This is a genomic window from Pseudomonas sp. NPDC086112, assembly GCF_044746425.1.
Taxonomy (GTDB): domain Bacteria; phylum Pseudomonadota; class Gammaproteobacteria; order Pseudomonadales; family Pseudomonadaceae; genus Aquipseudomonas.
Map to the genome: position 1 here is coordinate 14279 of NZ_JBIVCD010000068.1, position 262 is coordinate 14540.

Annotated in this window: 1 pseudogene; it reads right to left on the reverse strand. The window is 56.1% G+C overall.

What is annotated here, in order from left to right:
• A pseudogene (locus ACIPLA_RS27360) lies at positions 1-262 on the reverse strand (Hsp70 family protein); the annotation flags it as partial.

The following is a 262-nucleotide window of genomic DNA, read 5'->3' on the forward strand; positions in this document are numbered from 1 at the left end:
GCCGTTGGCGTGGATGTCGAAGGTCACTTAGATTTGTGGCACGCCACGTGTTGCTGGTGGTATCTCGGCCAGGTCGAACTTGCCCAGGGACTTGTTCTGTGCGGCTTGCTTACGCTCACCTTGCAGTACGTGAATGGTCACTGCGCCCTGATTGTCGTCGGCAGTCGAGAACACTTGCGATTTCTTGGTAGGAATCGTGGTGTTTTTCTCGATCAGCGCGGTCATTACGCCGCCCATGGTTTCGATACCCAGAGTCAGCGGG